Source organism: Congregibacter sp. (genome assembly GCF_965660375.1).
Lineage (GTDB): Bacteria > Pseudomonadota > Gammaproteobacteria > Pseudomonadales > Halieaceae > Congregibacter.
Map to the genome: position 1 here is coordinate 23,052 of NZ_CBFHZO010000098.1, position 25,378 is coordinate 48,429.

Annotated in this window: 24 protein-coding genes; 18 read left to right on the forward strand and 6 right to left on the reverse strand. The window is 58.9% G+C overall.

Going from position 1 to position 25,378, the window contains the following annotated elements:
- Nucleotides 1-5 precede the first annotated feature (5 nt).
- The 4 genes from ACTG3T_RS09380 to ACTG3T_RS09395 are packed head-to-tail and all read right to left on the reverse strand — an operon-like array spanning nt 6 to nt 3,552.
- Nucleotides 6-809, reverse strand: a complete 804-nt coding sequence (locus ACTG3T_RS09380; RefSeq protein WP_439102005.1) for a YciK family oxidoreductase — start codon at nt 807-809, stop codon at nt 6-8.
- Nucleotides 802-1,488 carry an HAD family hydrolase gene (locus ACTG3T_RS09385; RefSeq protein WP_439102006.1) on the reverse strand — a complete coding sequence of 229 codons (687 nt, stop codon included), beginning with the start codon at nt 1,486-1,488 and terminating at the stop codon, nt 802-804. Before ACTG3T_RS09385 ends, ACTG3T_RS09380 begins: the two co-directional genes overlap by 8 nt.
- Nucleotides 1,485-2,201, reverse strand: a complete 717-nt coding sequence (gene ubiG / locus ACTG3T_RS09390; protein ID WP_439102007.1) for a bifunctional 2-polyprenyl-6-hydroxyphenol methylase/3-demethylubiquinol 3-O-methyltransferase UbiG — start codon at nt 2,199-2,201, stop codon at nt 1,485-1,487. Before ubiG ends, ACTG3T_RS09385 begins: the two co-directional genes overlap by 4 nt.
- Nucleotides 2,202-2,226: 25 nt before the next feature.
- The gene (locus tag ACTG3T_RS09395; RefSeq protein ID WP_439102008.1) at nt 2,227-3,552 is read right to left on the reverse strand and encodes a TRZ/ATZ family hydrolase; all 1,326 of its coding nucleotides are present in this window, start codon (nt 3,550-3,552) and stop codon (nt 2,227-2,229) included.
- A gap of 250 nt (nt 3,553-3,802) precedes the next feature.
- Here ACTG3T_RS09395 and gyrA point away from each other — a divergent pair, with 250 nt between their 5' ends.
- From gyrA to ACTG3T_RS09485, 18 genes are all read left to right on the forward strand, one after another.
- Complete coding sequence (gyrA, locus tag ACTG3T_RS09400; RefSeq protein ID WP_439102009.1) at nt 3,803-6,391, forward strand: DNA gyrase subunit A; 2,589 nt, start codon at nt 3,803-3,805, stop codon at nt 6,389-6,391.
- Nucleotides 6,391-7,470 (forward strand): 3-phosphoserine/phosphohydroxythreonine transaminase, encoded by a 1,080-nt coding sequence (serC, locus tag ACTG3T_RS09405; RefSeq protein ID WP_439102010.1) that lies wholly within the window; start codon nt 6,391-6,393, stop codon nt 7,468-7,470. Before gyrA ends, serC begins: the two co-directional genes overlap by 1 nt.
- Before the next feature lie 77 nt (nt 7,471-7,547).
- Nucleotides 7,548-8,705 (forward strand): prephenate dehydratase, encoded by a 1,158-nt coding sequence (gene pheA, locus ACTG3T_RS09410; protein WP_439102011.1) that lies wholly within the window; start codon nt 7,548-7,550, stop codon nt 8,703-8,705.
- Between the two features lie 9 nt (nt 8,706-8,714).
- Nucleotides 8,715-9,611, forward strand: a complete 897-nt coding sequence (locus ACTG3T_RS09415; protein ID WP_439102012.1) for a prephenate dehydrogenase — start codon at nt 8,715-8,717, stop codon at nt 9,609-9,611.
- A 51-nt stretch (nt 9,612-9,662) separates the two neighbouring features.
- Nucleotides 9,663-10,973 carry a 3-phosphoshikimate 1-carboxyvinyltransferase gene (aroA, locus tag ACTG3T_RS09420; RefSeq protein WP_439102013.1) on the forward strand — a complete coding sequence of 437 codons (1,311 nt, stop codon included), beginning with the start codon at nt 9,663-9,665 and terminating at the stop codon, nt 10,971-10,973.
- Nucleotides 10,970-11,650 (forward strand): (d)CMP kinase, encoded by a 681-nt coding sequence (gene cmk / locus ACTG3T_RS09425; protein ID WP_439102014.1) that lies wholly within the window; start codon nt 10,970-10,972, stop codon nt 11,648-11,650. Before aroA ends, cmk begins: the two co-directional genes overlap by 4 nt.
- 195 nt (nt 11,651-11,845) lie before the next feature.
- Complete coding sequence (gene rpsA / locus ACTG3T_RS09430) at nt 11,846-13,519, forward strand: 30S ribosomal protein S1 (RefSeq protein ID WP_439102015.1); 1,674 nt, start codon at nt 11,846-11,848, stop codon at nt 13,517-13,519.
- Nucleotides 13,520-13,800: 281 nt separating this feature from the next.
- On the forward strand, nt 13,801-14,097 hold the full coding sequence (gene ihfB / locus ACTG3T_RS09435) for an integration host factor subunit beta (RefSeq protein WP_439102016.1): 297 nt from the start codon (nt 13,801-13,803) through the stop codon (nt 14,095-14,097).
- 11 nt (nt 14,098-14,108) lie between these two features.
- Nucleotides 14,109-14,414, forward strand: coding sequence for a lipopolysaccharide assembly protein LapA domain-containing protein (locus ACTG3T_RS09440; protein ID WP_439102054.1), 306 nt, complete (start codon nt 14,109-14,111; stop codon nt 14,412-14,414).
- The gene (lapB, locus tag ACTG3T_RS09445) at nt 14,407-15,615 is read left to right on the forward strand and encodes a lipopolysaccharide assembly protein LapB (RefSeq protein WP_439102017.1); all 1,209 of its coding nucleotides are present in this window, start codon (nt 14,407-14,409) and stop codon (nt 15,613-15,615) included. The genes ACTG3T_RS09440 and lapB overlap by 8 nt, the downstream gene beginning before the upstream one ends.
- 4 nt (nt 15,616-15,619) lie before the next feature.
- Nucleotides 15,620-16,315: an orotidine-5'-phosphate decarboxylase gene (gene pyrF / locus ACTG3T_RS09450; RefSeq protein WP_439102018.1), complete on the forward strand. Its 696-nt coding sequence runs from the start codon at nt 15,620-15,622 to the stop codon at nt 16,313-16,315.
- 289 nt (nt 16,316-16,604) lie between these two features.
- A complete protein-coding gene (locus ACTG3T_RS09455; RefSeq protein ID WP_439102019.1) occupies nt 16,605-17,072 on the forward strand; it encodes a ComEA family DNA-binding protein in 468 nt (155 codons plus the stop codon).
- A 97-nt stretch (nt 17,073-17,169) separates the two neighbouring features.
- Nucleotides 17,170-18,108 (forward strand): NAD-dependent epimerase/dehydratase family protein, encoded by a 939-nt coding sequence (locus tag ACTG3T_RS09460; protein WP_439102020.1) that lies wholly within the window; start codon nt 17,170-17,172, stop codon nt 18,106-18,108.
- Entirely contained in the window at nt 18,098-19,078 is a 981-nt protein-coding gene (locus ACTG3T_RS09465) for an MraY family glycosyltransferase (RefSeq protein WP_439102021.1), read from the forward strand. Before ACTG3T_RS09460 ends, ACTG3T_RS09465 begins: the two co-directional genes overlap by 11 nt.
- A 100-nt stretch (nt 19,079-19,178) precedes the next feature.
- Nucleotides 19,179-21,215: a polysaccharide biosynthesis protein gene (locus tag ACTG3T_RS09470; protein WP_439102022.1), complete on the forward strand. Its 2,037-nt coding sequence runs from the start codon at nt 19,179-19,181 to the stop codon at nt 21,213-21,215.
- A 102-nt stretch (nt 21,216-21,317) separates the two neighbouring features.
- Nucleotides 21,318-22,277 carry a DHH family phosphoesterase gene (locus ACTG3T_RS09475; RefSeq protein ID WP_439102023.1) on the forward strand — a complete coding sequence of 320 codons (960 nt, stop codon included), beginning with the start codon at nt 21,318-21,320 and terminating at the stop codon, nt 22,275-22,277.
- Nucleotides 22,249-23,202, forward strand: coding sequence for a LysR family transcriptional regulator (locus ACTG3T_RS09480; RefSeq protein WP_439102024.1), 954 nt, complete (start codon nt 22,249-22,251; stop codon nt 23,200-23,202). Before ACTG3T_RS09475 ends, ACTG3T_RS09480 begins: the two co-directional genes overlap by 29 nt.
- 72 nt (nt 23,203-23,274) lie before the next feature.
- Nucleotides 23,275-23,601 (forward strand): hypothetical protein, encoded by a 327-nt coding sequence (locus tag ACTG3T_RS09485; RefSeq protein WP_439102025.1) that lies wholly within the window; start codon nt 23,275-23,277, stop codon nt 23,599-23,601.
- Nucleotides 23,602-23,722: 121 nt separating this feature from the next.
- Here ACTG3T_RS09485 and ACTG3T_RS09490 read toward each other — a convergent pair whose 3' ends face one another.
- Entirely contained in the window at nt 23,723-24,139 is a 417-nt protein-coding gene (locus ACTG3T_RS09490) for a DUF6524 family protein (protein WP_439102026.1), read from the reverse strand.
- A 160-nt stretch (nt 24,140-24,299) separates the two neighbouring features.
- A complete protein-coding gene (locus ACTG3T_RS09495; protein ID WP_439102027.1) occupies nt 24,300-25,343 on the reverse strand; it encodes an NADP(H)-dependent aldo-keto reductase in 1,044 nt (347 codons plus the stop codon).
- Between the last annotated feature and the right edge of the window lie 35 nt (nt 25,344-25,378).

Sequence of the window (25,378 nt, forward strand, 5' to 3'; positions counted from 1 at the left end):
TCTAACTACTGGGCGTTAAAACTGCAGCCGCTGCGCCCGGCACTGACGTCATCCATCAGGTACAGGTAGCTGCGCATGATCTCCTCAGGCGAAGGATTGCTGCCCGGCTCTTCTGCGGGGTAGGCAGCACGGCGCATGGCCGTGTTGGTGGCCCCCGGGTTAATGCAGTTCACCCGAATATCGCTGGTGTTTTCCATTTCACTGGCCAGTACCTGCATCATGCCCTCGGTGGCAAACTTGGAGACGGCGTAAGCTCCCCAGTAGGCCCTGCCCGTGCGTCCCACCCCCGACGAGGTAAACACCACTGACGCCTTCGGTGCCTCGCGCAGCAGGGGCATGAGGCTTTTCACCAACAGGAACTGACTGTGGACATTCAGATGAATGACGTCCCGCCAGTCATTCCAGGCGGACTGTTCCAGGGGGCGGCGCTGACCGAGCACGCCGGCGTTCAAGAGCAGGCCATCGAGCCGCCCCAGCTGCTCTTCAATAACGCCTGCCAGAGCGATAAAGGCTTCTTCTGTGTCCTGAGCCAGATCAAAGGGAATGGCAGCAGGTTGAGGGCCGCCGGCCGCTTCAATGGCATCATAAACAGATTCCAGTCTCTCGACGTTCCTCGCCAGTAACACCACCGTTGCCCCGTGCGCGGCATAGCTCACAGCGGCGCTACGGCCAATCCCGTCGCTGGCTCCGGTGACCAGGATGGTCTTGCCCGCCAGGGCCGCAGGATCGGCCTGGTAACCGCCGGGAACCGCTATCCCCACGGTCTGTTGATCCGGCGACTGGTGCTCAGGCGTCTGTTGCTCAGGCATAAGCGCGCTCCGCTTCAGGAAAAAGAAGTTCCTGGAGATCTTCGCTGCGTGGGGCAACCACATCCGCCCCCCAGCGCGCGGCGCTGTCTCCCGGTTCGATATAACCGTAGGCGGCAGCGATGGTATACATCCCCGCCCGCTGTCCAGCCTGGATGTCGCGCAGATGATCGCCCAGGTAAACGGTTTCATCGGCAGCGCAGTTAAGCTCTCTGCATCCCCGCTCAAGGCTTTCCGGGTGGGGCTTGGGATGGATGACATCATCCGGGCAAACCACACTGCCGGGATTAAGGCCCAGTCTGGCCAGCAATGGCTCCGTGTACTCTCGTGGCTTATTGGTGGCGATGCCCCAGGCGATGGTCTGAGTGTCGAGTTGCGTGAGCAGCGCTTCAATCCCGGGGTACAGGCGGGCGTGGCTGCCGAGGATTCCCGCATAGAGCGTCAGCAGTCGCTGGCGCCAGGGCTCAAAGTCCCCATCGCCTTCGCTCAGATCCAGTGCCAGTGCGACCAATGCCCGGGATCCGTTGGAGACACTGGAGCGGATCCGCTCGGCGTCCATGGGGGAGCGCCCGAACTCCTCGCGCAGCTGTTGCACCACAGGAATAAAGTCATCTGCGGTATCGACCAGAGTGCCGTCTAGATCAAAGATCACTGCACGTAAGCGCGCGCCCGGGTGCTTCATGCCGCCTTGCTCGCATGGACCATGAAGTTCACCGAGACGTCATTGGCGTTGAGTCGATAACGCTTGTTCACTGGGTTGTAGGTCAGTCCGGTCATGCTCTCCAGCTGCAAACCCGCGTCCCGCAGCCACTGGGCCAGCTCCGACGGGCGGATAAACTTCTCGTATTCATGAGTGCCCGCCGGCAGCATCCGCAGGATATGCTCAGCCCCTACGATGGCAAACAGAAAGGCCTTGGGGTTACGGTTGATGGTGGAGAAATACAGGTTGCCCCCGGGGCGGGTGAGATTGGCACAGGCCTGGATTACAGCGCCGGGGTCGGGTACATGCTCGAGCATCTCCAGGCAGCAGACCACATCAAAGTGCTCCGGGTTTTCGCTGGCGAAGGCTTCCGCGGTGCTGCGCTCGTAGTGAACGTCTACACCGGATTCCAATTGATGCAGCCGCGCAACCGACAGGGGGCCCTCGCCCATATCGATACCGGTAACGTTTGCACCTCGCTGGGCCATGGATTCCGCCAGGATGCCTCCGCCGCAACCCACGTCCAGCAGACGCTGGCCGGCGACCGGTGAACGTCCATCGATCCAGTTGGCGCGCAGCGGGTTGATTTCGTGGAGCGGACGGAATTCACCATCCATATCCCACCAGCGTGCGGCCAGGGCCTCAAATTTGGCAATTTCCGCGTCATCTACATTCAGGCTTTGGGTGATGGTCATGGTCTATGGGAGTCCGGTTTCTGATTCATTGAGAGCTGATTTTCTGTCGCCAGTATTTCGCCCGCGCCAGCGTGTCATCCATATCGATGGTAAGAAGTCTGCGGTCCCGCAGGAGCGCCTCGCCCGCCACCCAGCTATGGGTGATTTCTCCGCCCGTACAGGCGTAAACAATCTGAGAGAGGGGATTATAAAGCGGCTGCGTTGACGGTGCAGACAGATCGATGGCAATGAGGTCAGCCTGCTTGCCTGGCTTGATACTGCCTATCTCCTGATCGAGACCAAGGGCCTTGGCGCCGCCCAGGGTGGCCATGTGCAGCGCGTCCTGCGCCGGCATCACCGTGGGGTCCCCCGCCGTGAGTTTTGCCAGCAATGAGGCCGTATGCATTTCATTGAACATATTGAGGTCGTTATTGCTGGCGGCGCCATCGGTGCCGAGACCTATATTTATCCCTGCCATCTGGAGTTTGCCTACGGGGCAGGTGCCGGAACCCAGCTTCATGTTGGACTGCGGACAGTGGATAACCTGCGCGCCGGTTTCCGCCAGGTTGGCAATATCCTGCTTGCCGATGGATGTCATATGTACGCACTGGGTCCTCGGGCCGAGAAGTCCCAGGCGCCTGAGCGTATCTACGGGGCGTTCTCCCGTGGCTTCCACGGCGCTGAGTACCTCGCCGGCGGTTTCATGCAAATGGATATGCACGCCCATATCGAGCTCTGCCGCGTACAGGGCCACTTTTTCCAGTGAAGACTCTGCCACTGTATAGGGGGAATGGGGGCCGAAGGCGATGCTCAGGCGATCGAGGTTTTTACATTCGTCCCGAAGCGCCAGGGACTTACTGATGTAGTCATCAGCACCCTCACCCCAGGCCGTCGGGAACTCGAACACCGGCGTGGTGAGCTGGGCACGCATCCCGTTCTTCATGCACAGGGCAGCCACGACTTCGGGGAAAAAATACATGTCACTGAAGGTGGTGGTACCTGAGAGCAGCATCTCCGCCATAGCCAGGGATGTGCCGTCGCGTACGAATTCCTCGCCCACATGGGCAGTCTCTGCCGGCCAGATGTGGTTTTCCAGCCATGGCATCAGCGGAAGGTCGTCGGCAAAACCCCGCAGCAGTGTCATGGCGGCGTGGCCATGGGCGTTCACAAGCCCGGGGAGCACTGCGTGGTCGGGGAGGTCGATGCGCTCGATGGAAGAGCTTTCCGGGAGAGCTTCCAGGGGAAGTAGTGCTTTTATTCTGCCGTCTTCCACCACGATTGCCTGGCCACTCGTGACCTCTCCCCGCGGTTCCATGGAGATTATCCAGCCGGGCACGATAATCAGGTCGGCCGAAAATGATGACGGATTCATAGGCGTAATCTCGGAGGTGCACAGGGCGTAGCAGGTGGGCGTGGAGCCGGATTATAACCTGCCCGACCGATGCTGCTGAGTCCCTCCAAGCCGGACCAGGCATGGTCTTTGCGACGCAGCGGGGCATAGCTTTGCAGCGCCGCAAAAAGGTATACTCGGCGGCTGTTTATGAGGGCTGGCCGTTCACGCGCGAGGACCCACCGAACACTAGCGACCGCACCACCGACCGAATACCACTTCAAGGCGATTTATGGGTGAATTAGCGAGAGAAATCTCTCCCGTCACAATCGAGGACGAGCTCAAGCAGTCGTATCTCGATTATGCGATGAGCGTCATTGTCGGGCGTGCGCTGCCCGATGTCCGGGATGGCCTGAAGCCCGTGCACCGCCGCGTTCTGTTTGCGATGAACGAGCTGAACAATGACTGGAACAAGCCGTACAAAAAGTCCGCGCGGGTCGTGGGTGATGTTATTGGTAAATATCACCCCCACGGTGACTCTGCGGTATACGACACCATCGTGCGCATGGCACAGCCTTTTTCCATGCGCTACACCCTGGTGGACGGGCAGGGTAACTTCGGCTCGGTAGATGGCGACTCTGCGGCTGCCATGCGTTACACCGAAATCCGCATGTCAAAGATTGCCCACATGCTGCTGTCGGATCTCGACAAGGACACTGTCGATTACGTCGATAACTACGACGGTACGGAGCAAATTCCCGCGGTACTGCCCACCCGGGTGCCCAACCTGCTGGTTAACGGGTCCGCCGGTATCGCCGTGGGTATGGCGACCAACATCCCGCCCCACAACCTCCGGGAAGTGGTGAATGCCTGTCTGGCGCTGATCAGTGACCCGGATATCACCATCGATGATCTCATGCGTTACCTGCCCGGGCCGGACTTCCCCACGGGCGCCATCATCAATGGCCGCGCGGGCATCGTGCAGGCCTACCGCACCGGTCGTGGGCGTATCTACGTGCGTGCCCGGGCCGAGGTGATCACCGACGAAAAGACCGGCCGGGACACGATTATCGTTCATGAGATTCCCTACCAGCTGAACAAGGCGCGGCTTATCGAGCGCATTGCCGAGCTGGTAAAAGAGAAGAAGCTCGAGGGCATCAGCGAGCTTCGGGACGAGTCCGATAAAGATGGTCTGCGCGTAGTGATTGAGCTGCGCAAGGGCGAAATCGGCGATGTCGTGCTCAATAACCTCTATGCGCAGACGTCGCTGCAAAACGTTTTTGGAATCAACATGGTGGCCCTGGTCGATGGCCAGCCGCGGGTGCTCAATCTCAAGGAGATTCTTGAGGCGTTTTTGCGGCACCGCCGCGAAGTTGTTACCCGGCGCACCCTGTTTCTTTTGCGCAAGGCGCGGGAACGGGGCCACGTGCTCGAAGGCCTTGCGATTGCCCTGGCGAATATTGACAAGGTTATCGAGCTGGTAAAGGCATCCCCAAGTCCGGCGGAAGCGCGGGAGAGCCTGCTCGCAGAGCGCTGGATGCCCGGTGAGGTGACGACCATGCTCGAGCGCGCTGGCGCAGAGGCCTGCCGTCCCGACGAGCTCGAGCCGTTCTACGGACTCCATGACGGTGAATACCGGTTATCGCCGACCCAGGCCCAGGCGATTTTGGATCTGCGTCTCCATCGTCTCACGGGCCTTGAGCACGAAAAGCTGCTCAAGGAGTATCAGGACAAGCTGGTTGAGATTGCTGATCTTCTGGACATCCTTGAGGATCGGGAGCGTCTGCTGGCCGTCATCCGTGAGGAACTGGAAGAGATCGCCACGGAGTTTGGCGATGAACGGCGCACGGAAATCCGTGACTCCCAGGAGGACCTTACCGCCGAGGACCTGATCACACCGGAGGACCGGGTGGTGACTTTTTCCCACGGAGGCTACGCCAAGACACAGCCTCTGGCCGAGTACCAGGTGCAGCGTCGTGGCGGTATGGGTAAGGCCGCGCTGTCGGTGAAAGATGAAGACTTCGTCGAGCATCTGCTTATTGCGAACACCCACGACACGCTGCTGTGTTTTACCAACCTCGGCAAGGTCTACTGGATCAAGGTCTATCAGATTCCCGTTGCGGGACGCGCTTCCCGGGGACGCCCCATGGTGAATCTGCTGCAGCTGGACGAAGGAGAGCGGGTCACGTCCATCTTGCCTTTGGAAGAACACTCTGATGACCGCTTTATTTTCATGGCGACGGCGCAGGGTTATGTAAAGAAAACTGATCTGGCGAGCTTTGCGCCGCGCTCCGCAGGATTGCGGGCTATCGTGCTGGGTGAGGACGACGTGCTTGTGGGAACAGCGATCACCGACGGTAACCAGGACGTCATGCTGTTTTCCAGTGAAGGTAAGGCCACACGCTTTTCCGAGAGCGCAGTACGCGCCATGGGCCGCGCGAGTCGCGGCGTACGGGGAATCAATCTAGCCGATGGTCACCGCATGATTTCCCTGCTGGTGCCCGATGCCAGCGGCACGGTGTTGACGGTGAGCGAAAACGGCTACGGTAAACGCACGACGGTCGACGACTTCCCCACCAAGGGACGCGGCGGTAAGGGCGTCATCGCCATGGCGAGCTCCGAGCGCAACGGGCGTCTGGTGGGGGCTCTGCAGGTCTTCACTGGCGATGAGCTTATGTTGATCTCCAATCAGGGCACCCTGGTACGCACCCAGTGTGATCAGGTGTCACAGCTTGGGCGCAACACCCAGGGAGTCCGCATCATTCGCACCAAGGAAGGTGAGAATCTGGTGCAGGCGCAGCGTATCGTCGACAGCGCCGACACCGCTGAGACCGAGAATGAGGGCGCAGCCGAAAGCAACGCTGAGAGCGGTGACGATTAATGCATCGGCCCTATAACTTCTGCGCCGGCCCGGCTGCGCTGCCCGAGGCGGTTCTGGCTCGCGCCGCCGAAGAGATGCTCGACTGGCACGGCACTGGCATGTCTTTTATGGAGATGAGTCACCGCTCAAGTGAGGTGGTGTCTACGGTAGAAGCAGCGGAGGCCACCTTGCGTCGTCTGCTGGGGATTGGTGATGAGTTTGCGGTGCTTTTCGCCCAGGGTGGTGCGACATCGCAATTCGCCGCGGTGCCCCTGAATCTTGGGGGCGCCGGCAAACCCTTTTCCTACGTCAACACAGGTCAGTGGTCCGCAAAGGCCATGGCCGAAGCCGGACGCTACGGGGATGTGGTGGAAGTGGCGGCGACTTCAAAGGAGCTGCCCCGCGCAATTCCCGCACAGGAGTCCTGGGTCAGCGCTGATGACGCGGCTTATTTGCACTTCACTCCCAACGAAACCATCGACGGTATTGAGTTCCACTGGGTGCCCGAGAGTTCGGCGCCGGTGGTGGCGGATATGTCGTCGACGCTGCTCTCAAGACCCATCGCTGTCGATGACTTTGACGTTATCTACGCGGGCGCGCAAAAGAATATCGGCCCCGCAGGTCTGGTGATTCTCATCGTGCGTCGAGAGCTCTACGGACGCACCATGAGCAGCTGCCCGAGCATGATGAACTGGGAAGTGACGGATAAGGCGGGCTCCATGCTCAACACACCGCCGACCTACTCTATATACCTGGCGGGTCTGGTGTTCGAATGGCTTGAGGCCCAGGGCGGTTTGGCGTCCATGGCCGAACGCAACCGCAAAAAAGCTACTAGCCTTTATGCGGCTATCGATGAGAGTGAGTTCTACGGAAACCCCGTGGCAGTGGCAGACCGCTCCTGGATGAACGTACCTTTCACTCTGGCGGATGCTGAGCTGGATAACGTGTTTCTTAGCGAGGCTGATGCTGCCGGGCTGCTGAATCTCAAAGGGCATCGCTCTGTGGGCGGTATGCGGGCCAGTATCTACAATGCTATTCCTCAGGCTGCGGTGGACGCGCTCATTGAATTTATGCAGGATTTTGAGCGCAAGCACGCTTAAACGGCCTCCACGCTTATGTCCTGCTCATCCTTCATGTATGTCAATCGCAAGCCGAGATGCTTTGGAGCGCAGCAGTCATGAGCAAGGACGCAACCACAGCCAAGCCGGGCGGCGACACAGTCGATGATCGCAATCTGGAGCAGGTGCGGGCGGACATCGACGCCGTCGATGCAAAGATTCAGGCGCTGATTGCAGAGCGCGCCCGCTGTGCGCAGCGGGTCGCGGCAATCAAACTTGATGAAGTGCAGGCGGCGCGGGCCCGGGGCGAGCCCGACCAGGAGGTGGTGTATTACCGTCCGGAGCGGGAAGCACAGGTGCTGCGCCGGATTATGGATCGCGACAGCGGGCCCCTCGAAGGCCCCACCGTCGCCCATGTGTTCCGGGAAATCATGTCCGCCTGTCTGGCCCTGGAAAAGCCCCTGCAAATCGCCTATCTCGGACCCGAGGGGACCTTTACCCAGGCGGCGGCGCTCAAGCATTTTGGCCACGCGGCGATTTGCGTTCCCCAGGTCACCATCGACGCCGTGTTCTCCGAAGTTGAGTCGGGTCACTGTAACTACGGCATCGTGCCCGTGGAGAATTCCACGGAAGGTATGGTCAGTCACACCCTGGACAGCTTTATCGATTCATCTCTGAAGATTGCGGGGGAGGTGGAACTGCGGATTAGCCATCATCTCATGGCTGCCCCGGGTTCAAAGATGGAGGATGTCACGCGCATTTGTGCCCATCAGCAGGCCCTCGCCCAATGCCGCAACTGGCTGGATGCCCACTGGCCCAAGACGGAGCGGCTGGCGGTGAGCAGTAACGGCGAGGCGGCGCGCATGGCAGCGGAGTATCCCGGCACCGCGGCAATCGCCGGCGATATGGCTGCCGAGGTTTATGGCCTGGATACTCTGGCGGAACACATCGAAGACGCCGCAGACAACACCACGCGCTTTCTGGTGATAGGGCGCAGTGAGGTGCCCCCCAGCGGCATGGATAAAACCTCCATCGTTGTGTCCAGTCGCAACAAGCCCGGCGCTTTATTCACACTATTGGACCCCTTTCGTCGCCATGGTGTAAGCCTGACCCGGATTGATACCCGCCCCTCGCGCACAGAGAAATGGGCCTATGTATTTTTTATCGAATTCGAGGGTCATGTTCAGGATCCGGCGGTGCTGGAAATCATGCGCGAACTGGAGGAGCAGTCCATTCTGCTCAAGCCCCTGGGTTCCTATCCCATTGGCGTGCTCTGAGTCCCTGCCGTGACTGATGGTGCGCACAGCGTCGGATTTGTAGGCATGGGGCTTATCGGCGGCTCTTTGGCGCGAGCACTGAAAAAAACCGGTTTTGCATCATCCATCACTGCCTGGGACCACGATCCCGAGGCCCTTGAGCGAGCTCTAGAGCTGGCGGTAATAGACGACGCAGCGGAAAGCGTCCCGGCATTAATGGACGCGGTGGATATTGCGGTGCTCGCCACGCCTACGCTTGCCTGCGAAGCCCTGATTCTGGAAATGCTCAATAATCCGGGGAGGGCGCAGTGCGTCACCGATGTTGCCAGTGTTAAAGGTGATCTCTATCGCGCTGTGCTTGCCGCTGCCCCGGTGGGTGCAGCCCTTTATGTCCCCGGCCACCCCATTGCCGGTTCGGAGCGGTCCGGCGTGGCCGCCGCCGACGCCGCGCTGTTTGAGCGCCATCGCGTTATTCTCACTCCCGATGCAAACACCCACCCCCGGGCGCTGGAGCTGGTGCACGCGCTCTGGGCCGCCGCCGGCGCGACGGTGCAATGCATGGATGTGGAGGAGCACGACAGCGTGTTGGCGGCAACGAGTCATTTGCCGCACGTCCTCGCTTATGCCCTGGTGGACGCTTTGGCACAATCCCCCATTCGCGATGATATTTTTCGCTTTGCGGCGGGAGGTTTTCGGGATTTCACCCGTATCGCCTCCAGTGATCCGGTGATGTGGCGGGATATTTCCCTGGCCAATCAGGATGCCCTGCTTGCCGCCCTTGATGATTTTTGTGAGCACCTGAATACCCTGCGGGATTCCATTGCCACGGGGGATGGTGCCGCGTTGGAGAACACTTTTCGCTCGGCGAAGACGGCGCGGGATGAGTTTGCCAGAGACCTGGCTGCCCGTGACCGCGTCGCCAGTTAAGCCGTTATCGGCTCCTGTGAATCCGCTTGAGCCCAAAGGAGTAAGTACATCGTGGAATTTTTGGTAGCTCCCGGCGGCAGTATCCACGGCGAAGCACGGGTGCCCGGAGACAAGTCTATTTCGCACCGTTCGGTCATGCTGGGTGCGCTGGCGACTGGTGAAACCTCCGTCAAAGGGTTTCTCCAGGGGGAAGACGCCCTGGCCACGGTAGCGGCTTTTCGCGCTCTGGGTGTGGAGATTGAAGGCCCCAAAAAAGGCGCGATGCGTATTCAGGGTGTGGGTTTGCGGGGGCTCCGGGAGGCATCGACCACGCTGGATATGGGGAACTCGGGCACGAGCATGCGTCTCCTTTGCGGCATCCTGGCGGGTCAGGACTTCCCCAGCGAACTGGTGGGTGATGAATCGCTCATGGGCCGACCCATGCAACGGGTCATTACGCCGCTGACCCGCATGGGGGCGACAATAGTGGCAGGGGATGGTGGTCGGCCACCGCTCCAAATCAGTGGCGGATCCAGGCTCCAGGGTATTCACTACGATTTGCCCATGGCCAGTGCCCAGGTGAAATCCTGTGTTCTGCTAGCGGGGCTTTTTGCCGAGGGGGAAACCTCGGTGACAGAGCCGGCGCCTACCCGGGACCATACGGAACGCATGCTCCGCGGTTTTGGTTATGAGATTCAGTTGCAGGACGGTGTGACGAGTCTGCGCGGCGGCGGGAGGCTGCAGGGCTGTGAGATCGATGTCCCCTCGGATATTTCCTCTGCTGCCTTCCTTATGGTGGCTGCGAGTATTGCGCCGGGCTCGGAACTGCTCCTGACCCATGTCGGCGTTAATCCCACCCGTACCGGCGTGATCAGCATACTGAGGCTCATGGGTGCAGATATCACCCTGAGTAATGAGCGGGAGGTCGGGGGAGAGCCGGTGGCGGACATTTTTGTACGCTCGGCGCCGCTCCGGGGTATCGATATTCCGCGCGACCTGGTGCCCCTGGCTATCGATGAGTTTCCGATACTTTTTATTGCGGCAGCCTGTGCCGAGGGTCGGACGGTGCTCCGCGGGGCGGAGGAACTCCGTGTAAAAGAAAGTGATCGTATCGCCAGCATGGCCGAGGGGCTGACGACGCTCGGGGTGAGCAATGAGGTACTCGATGACGGCATTATTATTGATGGCGGACCTATGTCCGGTGGCGTCATCAACACCTTTCATGATCATCGCATTGCCATGTCCTTTTCCGTGGCGGCCCTGCGTGCGGAAAACGAAATCCGGATCCTGGATTGCGATCACGTCGCGACCTCCTTTCCGGATTTCGATGCGCTCACCCGGGGTTTAGGCCTGCAGATTGCGTCCAGGGATGCGGTGGAGTGAGGGTGCCGGTCATCACCGTCGACGGACCCGGAGGGGCGGGGAAGGGGACGCTTTGTTATAGCCTTGCGAGTCAGCTGGGCTGGCATATGCTCGATAGTGGAGCGCTGTATCGCGTTACCGCGCTGGCGGCCCTGGAAGGGGATATTTCCCTGAACGATGAGGAAGCGCTAGCAGAGCTTGCCCGACATCTGAAGCTCAGCTTTGTCCCAGCGGCAGAGGGACTTACCCAGGTGCTGCTTGACGGAAGAGACATCAGCCTGGCGATTCGCAGTGAAGCTTGCAGCGCCGCTGCCTCCAAAGTGGCCGCTATGGGGGAAGTGCGGGCGGCATTGCTTTCGCGACAGCGAGAGATGGCCATCGCGCCGGGGCTGGTAGCCGATGGCCGGGATATGGGTACCGTGGTGTTTCCCGCCGCGCCCCTGAAAATCTTCCTTACCGCAAGCGCGGAGGCCCGTGCTGAGCGACGCCACCGTCAGTTGATGGCCAAAGGTGAAAGTGTTACCCTCGCGCGCCTTCTCGAGACCATCGAGGAGCGGGATGCACGCGACCGGAATAGAGCGGAGTCTCCTCTGGTACCCGCTACCGATGCCTTAGTCGTTGATAGTACTGGTATTTCGGCAGACTCGGTGCTCGACACCGTCCTTCAGGAAGCACGTCTGAGGGAGCTTGTCAGTTAGGATTCCGCTGCTGTTTCGAGGGGGTGTTTTCGGCGGGCTCCAGGCCTTTGTGCTTGGACCTTCCGTGGTGTGTTTTTGGCTTTTGGTGAAATTTGATCCAGCACCGTTTCACCGGAGCTTTATTGAAACTGGAGTCGTTTCTGCTGGAGAAACGGCAGGCGCCTGGCGCCAACCCAACTAACAGGTACTTGTGTAATGAGCGAATCCTTCGCTGATCTTTTTGAAGAAAGTTTAAAAACCGTCGATATGCAGCCCGGCGCCATTGTCACCGGTGTTGTCATCGATATCGACAACGAGTGGGTTACCGTTCACGCGGGACTCAAGTCCGAGGGTGTTATACCCCGGGCGCAGTTTATTGATGCAGCGGGCGAATGCAGCCTGAGCGTCGGTGACGAAGTCCAGGTCGCGCTGGAGACGGTAGAGGATGGTTTCGGTGAAACCAAACTGTCCCGGGAAAAAGCCAAGCGCGCTGAGTCCTGGAAAGATCTCGAAGCCGCCTTTGCCGCTGAAGAAGTGGTTAAAGGTGTCATCAATGGCAAGGTCAAAGGTGGCTTTACCGTTGATGTGAATACGATTCGCGCATTTTTGCCCGGTTCCCTCGTGGATGTGCGTCCGGTTCGCGACACCGCGCATCTGGAAGGCAAAGAGCTCGACTTCAAAGTCATCAAGCTCGACCAGAAGCGCAACAACGTTGTTGTTTCCCGTCGTGCGGTTATGGAAGCGGCTAACAGTGTTGAGCGTGATGCTCTGCTGGCCGGACTCCAGGAAGGCCAGTCGATTAAAGGTGTGGTCAAGAACCTCACGGACTACGGTGCCTTTGTTGATCTGGGCGGCGTTGATGGCCTGCTGCACATCACGGACATGGCATGGAAGCGCATCAAGCATCCTTCCGAGATTGTGGAAGTTGGCCAGGAACTGGACGTCAAGGTTCTCAAGTTTGATCGCGAGCGTAATCGCGTGTCTCTGGGGCTCAAGCAGCTGGGCGAAGATCCCTGGGTTGAGATCACTGGTCGCTACCCTGAAGGTAGCCGTGTCATGGCCAAAGTCACCAACCTTACGGATTACGGCTGCTTTGCCGAGATCGAAGAGGGTGTCGAAGGCCTGGTACACGTTTCCGAAATGGACTGGACCAACAAGAACGTACATCCCTCCAAGATTGTTCAGTTGGGTGACGAAGTTGAAGTTATGGTGCTGGATATCGACGAAGAACGTCGTCGTATTTCGCTGGGTATCAAGCAGTGCCAGCAGAATCCCTGGGACGCTTTCGCTTCTGGCGCAAGCAAGGGGGACCGTATCTCTGGCGTGATCAAGTCCATCACCGACTTCGGTATCTTTATTGGCCTCGAGGGCAATATTGACGGCCTGGTGCACCTGTCTGATATCAGCTGGAACGAAACGGGCGAAGAAGCGGTTCGCAACTACAAGAAAGGCGATGAGATTGAGACCGTCATTCTTTCTGTGGATCCTGAGCGTGAGCGTATCTCCCTGGGCGTTAAGCAGCTGGAAGACGATCCCTTCAGCAACTACATCGCTGTTAATGATCGCGGGAGCATCGTCACGGGTGAAGTGATCGAAGTGGATCCCAAGTTTGTGACCGTGAAGCTGGCGGAAGAGGTTGAAGGTATTCTCAAGGTCGCTGATATCAGCCGTGAACGCGTTGAAGATGCACGCAGTGAGTTCAAGGTGGGTGACACGGTTGAAGCCAAAATCATCTCTGCCGATCGCAAAAATCGCGGCGTAGCGCTGTCGATCAAGGCGAAGGACTTCGACGATGAGAAAGAAGCCGTCAAGTCGCTGAAAGATGAAGCTGAGGCATCGTCGCCCGGTACCATCGGTGACCTGATCAAGGCCCAGATGGGCGGTCAGTAAGACCACGGTAGTCGCCTGCCTAAGCAGGCTGGTGATGATCAAAGGGCCCTTCGGGGCCCTTTTTTGTGCCTGGGTGGTGACAAGGCGGGTGTAAAGGCTCAGAGGGGCTGCCTGCCCAGTGTGAATTTTCCATAAAAAATAAGAACTTGCGTGATTTTGTGGAGGCGTACACAATGTCACGATACGGGTCCTGAGGGAGGGCTGCGGTGAACAGGGTTTCGTCGCGCCAGGCCACCAGGGTGACCGATAGTTGATTGACCATAGTTTGGGATCGCCCCGGAATGACAAAAAGTGAACTCATAGAAGCCATCGCCCTGAAGCAAACCCAGCTATCCACCAAAGATGTGGAGCTGGCGGTGAAAACGGTCATTGAACAAATGTCGAATTCACTGAGCGCCGGGGGGCGAATCGAAATCCGCGGCTTTGGCAGTTTTTCACTCCATTACCGGGAGCCTCGCCGGGGACGGAATCCCAAGACCGGCGATGCGGTGGAGCTCACGGGTAAATACGTTCCTCACTTCAAGCCCGGCAAGGAACTCAGGGACCGGGTGAACCTCGGCCTTCAGGCAGGTCTCTGAGTCTGTTTTTGATGGGTTTCCTGCGAAAACTGTTAGCTTTGATTCTTGCCGCTGCCATGGCCGCGGTGGGTGTGCTGTTTGCGCTGCAAAATGCACAACCCGTGCCCCTGGATGTGCTCTTCATGATCCTCCCTCCCCGTAGCCTGGCACTGTGGGTGCTGGGTGCGCTTGCCCTCGGGGGTGTTCTGGGACTGTTACTCTCGTCCTTTGCGGTGCTGAGACTCCGGGCCCGACTCATGGCAGCGCGGCGGCAGATAGCAAATTCCCAGGCGGAACTTGACCAGTTACGCGCGAAGGGCCTGGTCTCGCGTGAATGACGCGCTGGTCTTCTTTTTGCTGTTCTCCGCGGTGGCCTGCGGCTGGTGGTTAGGTCGCCGCAGTCTTGGCGGCAATCGTGGCACTATGCCCGGGCCACCCAGTCAATACTATCGAGGCCTTAACTACCTCCTCGACGGGCGTCCCGATGGCGCTGTTGATCAATTTATCAGTGCTTTGGAAGTCAACAGTGAAACCCTGGAGACGCATATTGCCCTTGGAAATGTGCTCCGGCGCCGCGGTGAAGTTGACCGGGCCATCCGCATTCATCAAAACCTCCTTGCCCGGCCTAAGCTGCCCAGGTCACAGATGCACATTGCCCACCTGGAGCTTGCCAGAGACTACATATCAGCCGGTCTTCTGGACCGGGCTGAAACCCTGCTTCAGGATCTGGTCGAGGAGTCCGACGAGCAGCGCGACATCAGTCGTCTTTATCTCGTGGAGATTTATCGCTCTGAGAGTGAATGGCAGCGTGCCATAGATGAAGCCAAAGGCCTCTTGCCCCGGCGTAGCCTCCTGGGTGGAGAGACCCAGGCAACGCAACTTTCCGGTCAGCCCATTCCCGTGCAACTGGCGCATTTTTATTGCGAACTGGCCCTTGAGGTGGCAGAAGAAGGACGGCGCGATGATGCCCGGGAGTTGCTCCAGGCGGCGTTGCGTAGTGATCCGGCCTGCGCCCGCGCCTCCCTGGAGCTTGGAAGTATTGAGGCAGCCTCCGGCAATCACCGGCAGGCCATCGAGGCCCTGACCCGGGTTGTAGAGCAGCACGCAGAGTTTCTGCCGGAAGCCATACCCGCCCTGCGGGAGTGCTACGCGGCGCTGGGTGAGGAAAACGCTCTCTCGACTTATCTTCGTCGCTGCCTTGATGAACATCCGTCTACACCCTTGATGATCGCCGTCGCGGATGACATCCGACGGGACGAGGGTAACGCCGCGGCCCATGGGTTTCTGGCGCATCGCCTCGCGGAGGCGCCTTCTCTCAGGGGGTTGCTGCGTTTGATTCGTATCCAGCAGGAGGACAAACCCGGTACCCCGGGCGATTCCCTGTCGATGCTGGGCGTGTTGCTGGATCGCCTCATTGAAGTTCGCCCGGCCTATCGTTGCGGTCATTGTGGTTTCTCCGCCAGACATCTCCTGTGGTTCTGTCCTGGCTGCAAATATTGGGGCACCTTCAGAACCATACGCACAGCAGAAACGGAGTAGTTCCATGAGTAACGTCGATTCCCCGGTGATCGTAGCCCTGGACTATCCCGAGATGGCGCCAGCGCTGGAACTGGCGAATGCGTTGGATCCCACGGCTTGTCGACTCAAAGTGGGGAAGGAGTTGTTTACCGCAGAAGGGCCTGCTCTTGTGGAGCGGCTGCAGTCTTTGGGCTTTGACGTGTTCTTGGATCTCAAGTTTCACGATATACCCAATACCGTCGCCGGGGCCCTGCGCAGCGCCGCCGATCTGGGTGTGTGGATGGCCAACGTCCACGTCAGTGGCGGGCGCCGCATGCTAGAGGCATCCGTGGATGCCATTGCCGGCCTGCCAAAGCCGCCGCTGCTCATCGGCGTTACCGTGCTGACAAGCATGGATGCCGGTGACTTTGCTGAACTGGCGTACCGGGGCTCTCTGGAAGAGCAGGTGCTACGACTGGCCGGGCTGGCCAGGGACTGCGGACTTCAGGGGGTTGTGTGTTCCGCACAGGAGGCCGCCTCGTTGCGAGAAAGTCTCGGTGCTTCCTTTGCACTGGTTACGCCGGGCATTCGTCCGGCGGGTTCTGTCGCGGACGATCAGCGACGGGTACTCACGCCAGCGGAAGCGGTGGCTGCCGGTGCAAGTTATCTGGTGGTTGGGAGGCCTATAACGCGGGCCGAAGACCCTGCCGCTGCTTTGCAGGCAATCAACGCCTCTCTGTAGTCCTTCTTTGATTCTCGTCCGACGCTGACATACAGCGTCTATGTACCCACGCGTGTTTTTTTCGTGATCCTATGCGTGTTGATGGCCTAGTGCTCCCGAGCAGCTTCGGGTGCTGAAATGGTTCAGCGCGATCCCCTTCAGCCCGATGCGACCAGTCGGGTCGTGATTCTCTGAATCGCTGTTACTCTTCCTCTCGTGGCCCATGGAGCCGGTTCAGCGCAGACGCTGGCGCAGCCGCCGAGTGAGGTCACGTTCCCCATAAATCACGCGATGACAAGGAGGTCACACCGTGAAAGAACTAAATACTCGTCGTTTAACGTTTTCCGCTGTCGCTCATCAGATGGCTCGACAGGTTGATCAAAGCGCTGGTGCCGCCTGGGCTGGCAACGGGCAGGGACCCTTTAAGCGTTGTCCGGCGCGCAACCGGAGTCTGCCCCTGCTGGCGGTGGCCGCCTTTGCTGCACAGTTGTGTGTGCCGGCAGCCCCCGCGCTGGCTCAGGGTGAGGCCGTGAATGTTGCCCAGACAACGGCTGTAGAGCAAAAACTCGAGCAGGAGGGGGCAGGCGTTAATATCAACAATGCCTCGGCTGTGGAGCTGGCGGAGGGGCTCAATGGTGTAGGCGGCAGCAAAGCGGAAGCCATCGTGCGCTACCGTGAGCAGTTTGGTCCCTTTGAATCTATTGAAGAGCTTTCGGAGGTGACGGGCATCGGCGCGGCCACGGTGGAGCGTAATCGGCTGCTTCTCCGTATCCGCTGAGCGGAACGTCTGTCATCTTTGGGGGCTTGGCCCCCTTTATTTCTTTGCGCCATACGCGCACCATTCTGCCGCAGCGTTTGGGTGGAGTCGGTGGAGAATGCAGGGCGCGCATTGCCTCGTAACAGGAGCGAACGGATACATCGGGCGGGCATTAGTGCCGGCGCTCGCCGAACGCGGGTATTCGCTGACTATGCAATTCCGTCCGGGAAGCCGTCCGCAATCTGTGACCCCCGGCAGACATTGCCAATGGGACCTCAACATCCGGGATTGGGATGTGACCCTGGAGGGGGTGGATGTTCTCTTTCATCTTGCGGGTATTGCGCATCAGCGGGGCGACCTGAGTGCCTATGAGGTTGTTAATGTGGATGCCAGCGTGGCTCTGGCGACCAAGGCTATAGCCGCAGGTGTGCGCCGCCTGGTTTTTGTAAGCAGTGTGAAAGCAGGCAGGGCTGAGTACGACGATTCCACCGGTGAACTCCTGCCCCTGGCAGAATCCTCCAACCCCTACGCACAATCCAAGGCCCTGGCCGAAGCGGGTCTCGAAGCCTGCTGTCAGGATGCCGACATCGAACTGGTTATTGTGCGCCCCGCCCTGGTGTACAGCGAGAATGCCCTGGGGCACCTGCGCTGGCTGCGGCGCTGGACTCGGCTTCATCTGCCCAGGCCGCCGCCCGGCGGCGAGCGGAGCATGATTGCTCTGGCAGATCTGGTGGCGCTATTGACGCAGTTGGGGAGCGCGCCGCTAGATGGGCAGACGCGGCTCACCGTGACCGATGGCGAGCGCTATAGCACCCGCCGGTTGCACAGCGCCCTGTGCGCGGCCGGAGCGGGGCAGCCCTGGTTGCCGTCGCCGCCGGCCTTCGCCTGGAAAGCTGCCTGTGCACTTCTCGATGGCCTACGCAGGGAGCCTCGCGGACAGAGCTGGGCACGTCTCACCGGGGACGAATGCTATGCGTCGTCGGGCTTCGATGCCCTGGGCTTTCGCCCCTCTCTGAATTTTGAATCCAGTTTGGGAGTCTCTTTCGATGCCTCCTAGCTTTGGATTATTGGCTCTGCTCCTGAGTTTGCTGGGGACCGCGGTCTACCTTCCCCTGGCACGCCGCTGGCGACTGCTCGATGCGCCTAATCATCGCAGTGCCCACGCAATGGTAACCCCGAGCTCCGGTGGTCTTGTGATTGTTGCCGCTATCGTTACAAGCCTCCTGGCAGCGCAGCTTTCGGGCAACTACGCAGGCAATCGCGCCTCGGCGGTTATGGCTGGCTCGCTGATCGCTATTTGCTTTCTGGGTGCCTGGGATGATCGCCGGCCCTTGCCCGTCGCTTTGCGTTTGCCGGTATTTCTGATGCTATCTGTCATAGCCGTGATGGTTTCCATCGACAGGCTGTCAGTGCCGATGTGGGCCTGGCCGCTGTTGGTTCTGAGCTTTGCCTGGTTACTGAATCTCACTAATTTTATGGATGGTATTGACGGTCTGGCGGCATTACAGACATCACTGGTGACCAGCGGAATGGCTGTGCTTGGCGCCGTGAGCGGCGCGGAGCGGGATTTTCTCATTCTTTGCGTGATAGGGACCGGAGCCTATGGAGGATTCCTGGTCTTCAACTGGCCGCCCGCAAAGCTGTTCATGGGTGATGCGGGAAGCCTGAGTGCTGGGTTTCTTATGGGCTGGCTGGGGCTTTGGGCCTGGCAGGGTGGCGTTCTATCGCCGATCGCCTGGCTTCTTCTAATGAGCCCCTTTCTTTTGGATACCGGTATCACGCTGGTGGCCAGGGCTCTTCGCGGAGAACATCTGACCCAGGCTCACAACAGCCATTGTTATCAGCGTCTGGCGCGCCACTGGGGTTCCCATGCCCGGGTGGATGGCGCGCTGCTGCTCCTCCACGGGTTTTGGTTGTTGCCCCTGGCGCTCATGACCGTGTTCAGTGCGGTTCCCCAATGGACGTTACTGGTCCTGGGATTATTCCCGCAACTCTTTCTCATAGCGAAATTGCGGCGTATACAGTAAGCTTCATTTCATAAGTCGGCACCCAACACAGCGTTTATTATCAAAAGCGCGCTTAAACAAAAGCCGATGTGCGCACAACCAGCGCGGAGTGAAAAAACGATTGAATAAACCGGCCCAAAACCTGGTGGAGAGACTGCGCGCAGCGGTGGACGTTCCCGTCCAGTTTATTCTCCGCATTGTCGAAGTGCCTCGCAACGTCAAGCAGGCCATGGTTCTTGGCGTGGACATGGGTTTTGTAGCCCTGTCACTCATCGTTGCCTTCGGTTATCCCTTTGCATCCTTTTCCCAGCCGCCGGGCAGCGTGGAGCTTTTCTGCGCTGCACTGACGATGTTGGCAAGCGCCGTGGTGTTTCTGCGCATGGGGCTCTACCGCGCCATTATCCGTTTTATGGGGCAGCAGGCGATCTGGACCATCATTCAGGCGGTCAGCTACTCCACTCTCGCTCTGGGCGCGGCAATATTCTTTACCCAGGCAGACGTGCCACGATCCATGCCCTTTGTTTACTGGGCCCTGGCGATGTTCACCATCGGCGGCTCCCGTCTGATTGTGCGGGCGGGTTACCAGGCGCGATTGCGATCCAGTGGTAAAAATGTACTGATCTACGGAGCGGGTGAATCGGGACGTCAGTTGCTCACTGCTTTGCACCATGGCGACCAGTACCGCGTGGTGGCGTTTGTAGACGACGATATCCGAGCGCAGCATGCCGTGATTAACGGCCTGCAGGTTGCCTGGCCCAAGGATCTCGAGCGTCTCATCGAGCAGCACGCGATCACCCAGGTGCTTCTGGCTATACCGTCTGCTTCTGCGGAGCGGCGACGGGAAATTATCAACTCATTGGTGGGTTTGCCGGTGCATGTGCGCACGGTGCCCAAGATCAACGAGCTGGTAGGCGGCGCCGCCATGGTCAGTCAGATACAGGATATCGACCTCGATGACCTTCTGGGTCGCGATCCAGTACCTCCGCATCCGGAACTCATTGATCGCTGCATCACCGGTAAGGTCGTCATGGTGACCGGTGCAGGTGGGTCCATCGGTGCCGAGCTTTGTCGCCAGATACTCGAGGCCGGTCCCAGGCAGATTGTGCTTTTAGATAACTCAGAGTATGCGCTCTATCGCATTGAACGTGAGCTCAAGGATCTGTTGCTGCGTCAGCAGCGTCCCGTTGACGTCTTCTGCCTGCTGGGTTCCGTCCGTGACCAGCGACGCATGGAAACTATTTTTACAACTTTCTCCGTGCAGACCGTATACCACGCGGCGGCCTACAAGCATGTGCCCATGGTTGAGCATAATGTGGCTGAGGGTGTAGCTAATAACGTGTTTGGTACCTGGCATGCCGCGGAGGCTGCGCGTCTGGCAAAGGTCGAGACCTTCGTATTGATTTCCACGGACAAGGCAGTGCGACCCACCAATATCATGGGAGCATCCAAGCGCTTTGCGGAATTGATTCTCCAGGGACTCGCGGGCGAAGAGAGTGCCACGCGATTTTGCATGGTGCGCTTCGGTAACGTACTGGGCTCTTCAGGGTCCGTGGTACCGCTTTTCCGCGAGCAGATCGAGGCAGGGGGGCCGGTGACGGTGACCCATCCCGAGGTCTCCCGCTACTTCATGAGTATCCAGGAAGCGGCGCACCTGGTACTTCAGGCAAGTGCTATGGGCACGGGTGGTGATGTCTTTGTGTTGGATATGGGCGAACCTGTGCGGATCGTTGATCTTGCGAAGCGCATGATTCGCTTGAGCGGACATGAAGTGGGTACTGGTAGGGATAAATACGACGCCGTTGATATCGATTTCATCGGTCTGCGGCCGGGAGAAAAACTCCACGAAGAGCTTCTCTTGGGCACCTCCGTGAGCGGAACCGGACATCCCATGATCATGCGTGCGGAAGAAGAATGCCTCTCCCATGGCCAGGTGGGTGTTGCACTCAAGGAACTGATGCTGCGCTGTGACGCCATGGACTGTCAGGGCATTACCGAAGTGCTCCGAGAGGCGGTGAGCGGTTTCGCCAATCACGAAATTCGCCACGATCATATCTGGGTGAAACAGGGCCGCGCCGGGAAGCGTCGTGCGCTGCCCACGGAGACCGAAGTCGCCAACGTCGAAAAGCTGTTCCCCAAAGCGGCGGCGATCGACGTCTAGGGCGGGGGCGGCTTACACTCCGGCGGTTTTCCGGCTCCGGCTGTCATCGGGCAGTAGCAATCCCATCTCGACCCTCTGCGTCACTCACGGCATACTGACGCCATGAAAAATTTTGATGTGTTTAATGGTGATGCCGATGGTATCTGTGCGCTGTTGCAGCTGCGTCAGGCCATGCCCCTCGACGCTGAGCTTCTCACGGGCGTGAAACGCGACATTCAACTGCTGGAGGCACTGGATCCCGCGACGGTGGACAGGGCGACGGTGCTGGATGTGTCTCTGGACAAAAACCGCAAACCCCTGGAAGTGCTGTTGGCGGCGGGGGCGCAAGTTTTTTACTGTGATCACCATTTTGCGGGGGCTATTCCCGAGCACCCCAATCTTGAAGCGCTGATTAACCCGGCGTCGGACGTGTGCACCAGTCTTCTCGTGAACGGACACCTCCGCGGCGCCTATGCCCACTGGGCCGTGGTGGGCGCCTTTGGAGACAATCTTGATGACAGCGCAAGGGCGGTAGCCCGCACCCTGGATCTGGATGAAGACACCGTAGAACTTTACAAGCGCCTGGGTACCTACGTGAACTACAACGGCTACGGTGCGGTGCTGGGTGATCTGCATTTTCATCCCGCAGAGCTTTATCAGTTGATGCATGGCTATGCGGAACCCCGACAGTTTGCCCGGGATGCGATTTCCAGTTTTGAAAAACTGGAGCAGGGCTATGAGGGCGACATGAGCAATGCGGCAGCGATTTCGCCGGAATGGGAGAGTGAATCCGCAGCGATCTTTGTCTTGCCCGATGCGCCCTGGGCACGGCGGGTGAGCGGCGTTTTTGGCAACTCTCTGGCGAATGCCACGCCTCGGCGCGCCCATGCCGTGTTGACCTGTAAACCGGAGGGTGGCTTTTTGGTGAGTGTCCGCGCACCCCTCAAGGACAAGCGAGACGCAGATACGCTCTGTCGTCAGTTTGATACCGGTGGTGGTCGTGCGGCGGCGGCGGGCATCAACGCATTGCCGGACGATCAGATGCAGCCGTTTATTGACGCGTTCTCAGCGATCTATTCCTGACCCCATGGACTGGGATGACCTGAAAATTCTTCTGGCGCTGTCACGGAAACGCTCAGCCCGCGGCGCCGCGCAGCAGTTGGGTGTAAGCAATTCGACAGTGACTCGCCGCCTCGATGAGTTCGAGCGCGATCTGGGATCGCGACTGTTTGATAGAACCCCCGAGGGTTACCGCATGACCCAGACGGCAGAGAACCTTCTGCCCACCGCAGAGCATGTGGAGGAGCTGATGCTTGCTGCGGAACGTCAGGTCACCGGCACCGATCAGGAGTTACAGGGGACTATCCGCCTGACGCTCCCTCCCGCCAGCGGTTTTAACGTGCTGATGCCACGGCTTGCCCAATTCGCCAGCGACTATCCCGGTATTGATCTGGAGGTGATCAGCAGTCCGGATGCCCTGGATCTTGGGCGCCGGGAGGCGGACATCGCAATCCGAATCTTTCTTACCGGGTCATCCCCTCCGGAGAACCTTATTGGTCGAAAGATTTCCGCGATGACCGCTTCCGCTTATGTGCATCGGGATTTGCTGAACCCGGACAACCCGGAGGATGTCAGTCATCTCACCTGGATCGGTCTCCATGGTAATAATTACGACGACTCCTGGAAAAAGGTCTGTAAAAACGGTCACTTACCGGTGAGGCATGCGGTCTCTGCCATTACCCTCCAGGTAGAGGCTGTACGTGCCAAGATGGGTATGATGTTTGCCGCCTGTGCCATGTTCAGAGACCACCCGGAGGTGGTGCGAGTGCCGGGAGAAGGTGTACATCACTATTTCGATCTCTGGGTTCTGACGCACAAGGATCTGCGTCTGTCAGCACGTATGCGCATCTTGCGGGAGATTCTCGCCGAGGAACTGTCCCTGCTCCGCCCTCGCTTTGACAGCTGCTGTGACGACGAGAAGGGTGTTGCAAAAACGCAGCAAGCCTAGTCAATAGCGGATATTCCGCTTCATATTTGCAGCAACTATAGTGGCCTCCATCATCTACAAAGGAGAACCACCATGAAGAAGATCCTTGTTTCCAGTATCGGTATTATTCTTGCCACGAGCGCTGTATCAGCGTTTGCCGCCAAGCAGGACCGTGAAAATCTCGCGCAGTGCAAGGCGGATATCAACGCCTATTACGGCGACAACACGCGCACACGTCTGCGCAGCATAAAGCGCCGCGCAGGCGAGACGGACCTCCGCCTCATGGTTAACCCCAAAAACGGTGAGAACACTGTGATTGTGTGCTCCGTGAGCGGCGATGGGGCCAGCAGCCTCGCGACGGACGACGGTGTTGCCCTGACGTCTACAGAGGGCGAGCAGAAAGTGAGCTACGCGCAGTAAATGTCTCTGAGCGCTGGCCAGCCAGGGCTGGTATTTCGACCCCAGCGGACATAGGAAAGGTATGGCCGCTTTGTCCCGGAACCACAGGTTCCGGGTTTTTTTTGCCTGGTCTTATATCTTCTCAATCTTCTACGTCGTCGACGTCAAGCTGGCCACTCAGTTGCCGTCTGATATGAGACCAGGACATACCGGCTGCCAGCAGCAGCGACACCAGTAACAGGGCGAACCAGGTCAGCGCGCCCGTGGATTGAGTGCTCATCAAGCCCAGGTCAATAAACAGCCAGATTATGCACCCAAACAAGGCTGTACCGAGGGCAATGCCAAGCCACCCCAGAGAGTTAAAGGTAGCTCGGAGATAAACCAGCCAGGCGATGATGAGGGCTACGCCCACCAGCGCCGGCAGGGGGCCGAAAACAAAGTTATCGGAACGCAACCAGCCAATGTAAGAAAAGGCCGTTGGATTGTAGGTGCCAAACACCAGCGCGACGGCAAATAGCCATCGGACCAGGAAACTGTCGAGCCCAAAGGACTTTGCCATGCTTGATTCTCCGTTGTTTCCGCTCAGTTTTTAGGGCCTGCTGTTGCGAGTACTGAGGCTGTCAGTCTCGCTGCTAATGCTGCTGCCTTCCCTGACCTGCAGCCGAATTGCAGTGTCAAAGCTAGAGCAAAGTTCCCTGCCAGGCAATCGCAAACAGACCCTAGGGAGCCGGAATAGGGTAAGCCTGATGTATGGCCTCGAGTTCCCGAAGGAGTTCCTTGTCAAGCTTCACGTCTACGCTCGCAATGTTTGTACGTAGCTGCTCCATGGTGGTCGCGCCGATAATGTTGCTGCTGGTGAACTCTCGACTGTTTACAAAGGCCAGCGCCATCTGGGCGGGATCAAGGCCGGCTTTTTCAGCAAGGGAAACATAGGCCTCGGTTGCGGCCTCAGCTTGCGCATTGGTGTAACGACTGAAACGCTCAAAGCGTGTGAGGCGGGCGCCGGCGGGCCGGGCGCCTCCACGATATTTGCCGCTCAGCATGCCAAAGGCGAGGGGCGAGTAAGCTAACAGCCCCACCTGTTCGCGAATGGCCATCTCAGCCAGACCCACTTCAAAACTCCGGTTGAGCAGGCTGTAGGGGTTTTGGATGGACTGCACCCGTGGCAGATTTTTCTCCCGGGCGACGCGCAGATACTCCATGACCCCCCACGGCGTCTCGTTGGAGATGCCGATAGCACGCGCCTTGCCGGCGGTCACCAGTTCGCCCAAGGCGGAGAGTGTTTCTTCTATGGCAACACCATCATCACCCCGATGGCGGTAGCCTAACTGGCCAAAGAAGTTGGTGATGCGCTCGGGCCAGTGCACCTGGTAAAGATCCACGTAGTCTGTTTTCAGCCGTTGCAGCGAGCTGTCCATGGCCTGGTGAATATGTTCCCGGGACAAGCGCGGACCGGCGCGTAGATGGTCGAAGTCTCCACCGGGCAGGCTCCTCCCCGCGACTTTGGTGGCGAGCACGATATCGTCGCGCTTACCCCGGTTCTCCAGCCACCGGCCAATGATGCTCTCGGTCTCTCCCTGAGTCTCTGGGCGGGGGGGTACGGGGTACATTTCGGCCGCATCAAAGAAGTTTACGCCCTGACTCACGGCGTAATCCATTTGCTCAGCTGCTTCTTCATAGCTGTTTTGCTCGCCAAAAGTCATGGTCCCCAGGCAGATGAGACTGACATCAATGTCGCTGTTACCTAGCTTTTTATAATCCATGGTGTGAGAGTCTCCTGCTGTGGTGATGGGTTGGG